At 67.7% G+C, this 5,819-nt stretch carries 7 protein-coding genes; 6 read left to right on the top strand and 1 reads right to left on the bottom strand.

What is annotated here, in order from left to right; translation table 11 throughout:
* On the bottom strand, window positions 1-224 hold a 224-nt coding region (locus VFG33_RS09595), incomplete at its 3' end, for a hypothetical protein (RefSeq protein WP_524538125.1).
* A 97-nt stretch (window positions 225-321) separates the two neighbouring features.
* Here VFG33_RS09595 and VFG33_RS09590 point away from each other — a divergent pair.
* The 6 genes from VFG33_RS09590 to VFG33_RS09565 all read left to right on the top strand — a co-directional run.
* The gene (locus VFG33_RS09590; protein WP_325024605.1) at window positions 322-927 is read left to right on the top strand and encodes a DedA family protein; all 606 of its coding nucleotides are present in this window, start codon (window positions 322-324) and stop codon (window positions 925-927) included.
* Window positions 924-2,297, top strand: a complete 1,374-nt coding sequence (locus VFG33_RS09585; protein WP_325024603.1) for an FAD-binding protein — start codon at window positions 924-926, stop codon at window positions 2,295-2,297. The genes VFG33_RS09590 and VFG33_RS09585 overlap by 4 nt, the downstream gene beginning before the upstream one ends.
* On the top strand, window positions 2,294-3,013 hold the full coding sequence (locus tag VFG33_RS09580; protein WP_325024601.1) for an SDR family NAD(P)-dependent oxidoreductase: 720 nt from the start codon (window positions 2,294-2,296) through the stop codon (window positions 3,011-3,013). The genes VFG33_RS09585 and VFG33_RS09580 overlap by 4 nt, the downstream gene beginning before the upstream one ends.
* 44 nt (window positions 3,014-3,057) lie before the next feature.
* Complete coding sequence (locus tag VFG33_RS09575) at window positions 3,058-4,209, top strand: phosphodiester glycosidase family protein (RefSeq protein WP_325024599.1); 1,152 nt, start codon at window positions 3,058-3,060, stop codon at window positions 4,207-4,209.
* Window positions 4,206-5,114, top strand: a complete 909-nt coding sequence (locus VFG33_RS09570) for a decaprenyl-phosphate phosphoribosyltransferase (protein WP_325024597.1) — start codon at window positions 4,206-4,208, stop codon at window positions 5,112-5,114. The genes VFG33_RS09575 and VFG33_RS09570 overlap by 4 nt, the downstream gene beginning before the upstream one ends.
* A gap of 89 nt (window positions 5,115-5,203) precedes the next feature.
* Window positions 5,204-5,819, top strand: a 616-nt coding sequence (locus VFG33_RS09565; protein WP_325024596.1) for an ABC transporter substrate-binding protein, incomplete at its 3' end; no start/stop codon positions are given.

Raw genomic sequence — 5,819 nt, 5'->3', positions numbered from 1 at the left:
AGCAGATGCCCGGCCAGGACCAGCCCGACCGTCCAGATCACCCCACCGATCACCTGCCACTGGGTGAACTTCCGGGCGTCGAGGGCTTCCTGGTGGACACCGATCGGGCGATGGCTGCCGCAACCGTCGGGCTGCTGACCGACCCGTCCCTGCTGCGCCGGATCCAGGACCACAACCGGCACACCGATCCGGCCATGACCTGGGACACCGTCGTCGACCGGCACCTGAGCGCCTATGCGCGGATTCTCCCTCAGCCTGCTCTCAGCGAGCAGTCCCTAGCGTCGGTCTCATGGATGTTTCGTCAACTGTGGAGTCTGACCGATGAGCCTGCTCGACCCGCACAGTCTGCTGTCCCAGCTGGGCCCGCTGGCCGTGCTCTTGGTGATGTTCGCCGAGACCGGTCTGCTGATCGGATTCTTCCTGCCGGGTGACTCCTTGCTGTTCACGGCCGGCCTGCTGACCGCATCGACCCTGTCGCTACCGCTCACGCTGGTTTTCGCTCCGCTGGGAGCTGTCGCGGGAGCCGAGGTCGGCTACCTGCTGGGCCGACGCTTCGGACCGGCGCTGATCGAACGCCCCGGCCGCCCGCGGATGACGCTGGCCGCGCAGCGCGCCCGCGAGCATCTCGAGTCGTACGGCGTGGGGCGGGCGGTGGTACTCGCCCGTTTCATCCCGGGCGTGCGCACGGTGATGAACCCGCTGGCCGGCGCCTTGCGGATCGATGCCCGGAAGTTCACCCAGTGGCAGGTGATCGGTGGGGTGATCTGGACGGTCGGGCTGGTCCTGGCCGGGCATCTGCTGGGTTCGCGGATCCCCGGCATCGACCAGTACCTGCTGCCCATCATCGCCGTCATCGTGGTGATCTCGCTGATCCCGGTCGGCCTCGAGATCCTCAGGCAGCGACGCGGATCCAGGCCGACGGCATGAATCCCGACGAACCCACGACGGCGTTGTCGGGCTGGGGCCGGGCGTCCCACCGACGCGGCCTGGTACGCCGGCCGGTGTCCGATGACGACCTGGTCCGGGCCATCCGCTCCGCACCCCAGGTGACGGTCCGTGGCGCCGGCCGCAGTTACGGGGACGCCGCTCTGCCGGACCAGGGGACCGTTCTCGACCTGACCGCGCACAACCAGCTCGTGTCCTTCGACCAGGCCAACGGCGTCATCGTGATCGAGAGCGGGGCTCTCCTGGGCGACGTGGTCGAGCAGACCCTCCCACTCGGCTGGCTGCCACCGGTCCTTCCCGGCACGGAACGGATTACTGTCGGCGGCGCCATCGCGAGTGACGTCCACGGGAAGAACCATCCTGGGGCCGGGTCGTTCGGGCAGCACGTGCTCTGGCTCCTACTCCTCCGCTCCGATGGCACGGTCACCCAACTCTCAGCCGGCCAGGACCCGGACGGCTTCTGGGCGACGATCGGCGGCATGGGCCTGACCGGGATCATCCTGGAGGCCGCGGTCCAGCTGCAGCGGGTGGAGACCGGCTGGGCCACCCGCCGGCGGCATCGCACCCGGTCGCTCGACGAGACGATCGAGGTACTGCGCTCACTCGCGGCCCGGCAGGAGCTGGATCCCGAGCTCCACGCGGTCGGCTGGCTGGACACGCACGCACCAGGTCGCCGGCTTGGCCGGGCAGTCGTGGATGAATGCCGTCCGGCTCGGGCGGCCGACCTACCGCCCGCTGTCCCGCCATTCCCGGAGCGGCGGGGCCGCGGCTCGGCGCAGGGGATGCGTTCGCTGCCCGGACCAGGAGTGGTGTTCGGGGCAACGATCGCGGCGGCATCCTCCGCACGTTGGCATCTGTCTGTGCCTCGGAGCGGCAGTCTGTTGCCATTGACAACGGCCTTGTGTCCGTTGGATCGAGCCGAGTCCTGGCCTGCCGCCTTCGGCCGTGGCGGATTGGTGCAGTACCAGTTCGCAGTACCGGCTGATGGTGAGAAGGTCTTGCTCCAGGCGTTGGCGTACCTCGTGGGCCGGCGGATGCCGCCTGCCTTGACCACGCTGAAGAATCTCGGCTTCGGTACGGCCGGTCCGTTGTCGTTCCCGATCCACGGGTGGACGCTGGCCGTCGATCTGCCCGCTCGCTGGTTGCGCGACGACAGTCCGCTGCAAGCTCTGGACGAGATGGTCGCGGACGCGGGCGGCCGCGTCTACCTCGCCAAGGACGTGGTTGTCGACGCGGAGCTCATCCCGCGGATGTACCCGCGTCTCGACACCTGGCGTCGCACACAGGCCCGGTTGGACCCCGACCGCCGGATGACCTCCGCGCTGGCACAACGGTTGGAGCTGCTGTCATGACAACCGGTACTGCGTTGCTCGTGGGCGGGTCGTCGGAGATCGGCATGGCCGTGTTGGTGGAACTGCTCGGGCCACCGCCGCGTCGCGTAGTACTGGCTGGGCGGCCTAGTGGTGAGTTGTGGCGCAATGCCGAACTGTTGCGTGACGTCGGCTACTACGTCACGACCGCGCAGTACGACGCAACGCTGCAGGCCGAGGAGATCGACGGACTCCTGGCCCATCTGAACGCGGATCATCAGCTGGATCTGGCCGTGGTGGCGGTGGGCTCGATGGACGAGGAATCCTTCACCGACGGGCTTGTCGTCAACGGACTGGCTGTGGCGTTGCTGGTCCGCGCACTCGTCCAGCGCCTCAGCGCGGCAGGCTGTGGAAAGCTCGTGCTGATCTCGTCCGCGGCGGCCGTCCGGCCACGCCAGTCGATCGCCGCGTACTCCCTGGGTAAGCAGTTGGCGGACTCGACCGCGGTACTGCTTGCTCCGCAGGCAGCCAAGGCGGGCGTCCGGGTCCTGGTGGTCCGTCCCGGGTTCGTCGCCACCAGAATGACCGAGGGCCTGCAGAAACCGCCGTTGGCGACCACTCCCGAGAAGGTCGCGTGGCGGGTCGCGCTGGCGTTGCGGGGCCGCCGGACTGTCGTCTGGGCGCCGGCGCCGATGGCTCTCGCGGTGCGCGTACTGCGCCATCTTCCCGCGCGGGTGCTGCCGGCGCAGCTGCGCTGAGATCTCTCCGCTTCCTCTCAGCATCGAATCGTTCTACTGATGGTATGAAGCAGTCAGTTCCCAGACCTGCAAGGAAGATCCGCCGCCGGCGGCGGGCGAAGTGGATCGCGCTCGTGGTCGCCGGGCTGCTAGTAGTACCGGGCATTTCCTACGTCCGCGCGCTGACGTACCCGGGCAACGCGACCTTCGCGGTGCGGTCCGTCGAATGGATCCGTGATCACGGCGGCGGGAAGATGATCGACGCGATCGAGACCTGGAAGTACTCCCACCAGGCACCTCCGGTCACCGGTACACCGCAGGACATCCCGGCCGTCGAGCAAGGCGCACCGGCGTCCGGCCAGGCGGCCGACTTGCCGGTGATCAAGACCTTGCCGGTGATCAAGACCCTGCCGGGCGTCAAGGCGCTCGCTCACGAAGGCTCCTGGAGTCCGGCCCGGCAGGGCACGAACGGCAAATCCCTGCTGTGGACCACCTGGTTCCGGCCCGATCCTGGTCATCTGCCGGTGACAGCGGCGGCCGCCCTGATCCCGCAATCCACGGACAGGCTGCGGTTGATGCCCGGCACCAGAGAACCGGTGGTGGGGCTGGCGTCGAAGGACGGCTACTCGATTCCGAACTCCGCGCGGTCCGGACTCGTTGCCGCATTCAACTCCGGATTCAAGATGAAGGATTCCAACGGCGGGTGGTGGACGACCGACTCGTCCGCGCTGCCGCTGGTCGACGGGCGCGCCTCAGTGGTCATCGACACCTCCGGCACTGCCACGATCGGCAGCTGGAACAAGACCGTCCGAATGTCCCCGAACGTGGTCGCTGTGCGGCAGAACCTCGACATGCTGATCGTCGACGGCAAGATCGTCGACGGTCTGAGCAGCAACTGGCAAGGCCGCTGGGGCAGCAGTCGCAGCCAGTACCAGTACACCTGGCGCTCGGGTCTCGGAACCGACGCCCGAGGTGACCTCGTCTATGTGGCCGGTAGCGGTCTGACCCTGGCGACGCTAGCCGCGGCCATGCACCAGGCCGGGATCGAGCAGGGGATGGAACTGGACATTCACCCGGCCATCGTCAGCTTCAATATCGAGCAGCCGACGGCGGGTGGCGGTATCCACAGCCGCAAGCTGCTGCCGTCGATGAATCCGCCGGCCGATCGCTATCTGGTCGCGGACCAGCGCGACTTCTTCTATGTCGTGGCACGATGACCGACCTCCGCAACCCTCCGGCCGTCGCAAAGCGGATCTCGCAGCGCCAGTCTCTGCTCCGGCTCAGCCGGCCGCAGCAGTGGCACAAGGCAATGATGCTGTTCGCGGCTCCCGCAGCCGCCGGGGTGATCACTCATCCGATGGTGTTGCTGCGAGCAACGATCGCCGCCGTCGCCTTCATCCTCCTGTCGATCGCGATCTACGCGTTCAACGATGTCCGTGACGCGCCTGACGATCGGCGTCACCCGAAGAAGCAGTACCGCCCGGTCGCCGCCGGCTCGGTGACTCCGGTGGTCGCGGTGATCTGGGGCTGTGGAGCCGCTGTCGCCGGACTGACCACAGCTGCCTACCTCGGCGTACCGACGTTCCTGCTGGGTCTCGGGTATCTAGTCGCGCAGCTCTCGTACGTCTACGGACTGAAGCACGTCGCCGTCGTGGATGTGGTCCTCGTCGCTCTGGGCTTCGTACTGCGAGCTGCTGCTGGCGGTACCGCGGTCGGTGTGCCGGTGTCCAACTGGTTCCTGCTCGTCTCGTTGTTCGGTGCACTGTTCCTGGTCGCCGGGAAGCGCCGGGCCGAGCGGGCATCGACGGTCTCCGACGCCCGCAGCCGGCCGGTCCTGGCGGCCTACACGGCAGCCTGGCTGGACCAGCTGATGACCATCGCCCTGATCGGGACCTCGCTGTCGTACGGCCTCTGGGCGTTCCAGTACGTGAGCGACGACGTGGTCCACCAACTGCTCACCCTCTCCTTCGTCCCCTTCCTCACCGCCCTGCTGCGCTACGGCCTCCTGGTCTCCACCGGCCGCGGCGAACTCCCCGAGCACGAACTCTTCCGCGACCGCGTCCTGCTCGTCGCCGGCCTCACCTGGGCCGCCCTCGTCGGAGCCGGTCTCTACCTCACCTAGCCCACGGTCTTCCTTCCCCTCAGTCGGCCCGCGCGAGGACTTAGGTTAGGCTCCCCTTTGTCAGTGGTCCGAGTGAGGAGCCCGGTGTCGTGTCGTTGCGTATCAAGTCCGCCTTCGTAGTACTCGCTCTGGTGCTGGGGCTTGTCGCCTGCGGCAACGACGACACGGACGAGTCCGCCGCGTCGACCGCGAGTGCCGGCTTCCCGGTGACCATCGATCATCTGTTCGGGTCGACCACGATCAAGGCCAAGCCCGAGCGGATCGTGGCGATCGGGGGCGGTGACATGGAGACGGCGATCGCTCTCGGTGTCGTGCCGGTCGCGGGTGCGGACTGGTTCGGCTACACCGAGCTGAGGACGTGGGTGAAGGAGACCCTCGGTGACCGGCCGGCGCCGAAGCTGGTCCAGTCGTTCGAGCCGAACTTCGAGGAGATCGCGGCGCTGAAGCCGGATCTGATCCTGTATGTGAACTCCCGTAACGACAAGAAGCAGTACGACACCTTCAACGGCATCGCGCCGACCATCGCCGCTCCGGCCGGCACCAAGAACACGTACGGCGTGACGTGGCAGGACCAGGTGAAGACGATCGCGAAGGCCACCGGTACGACGGCCGAGGGCGACAAGCTGATCCAGCAGACCGACACCCTGGTGTCCGACACCGCGAAGGCGAACCCGGAGTTCGCCGGCAAGGTCATCACCGCCGGGG

Source organism: Kribbella sp. (assembly GCF_035687465.1).
Taxonomy (GTDB): Bacteria; Actinomycetota; Actinomycetes; order Propionibacteriales; family Kribbellaceae; genus Kribbella.
This window is presented reverse-complemented; position numbering and strand designations above follow the sequence as displayed.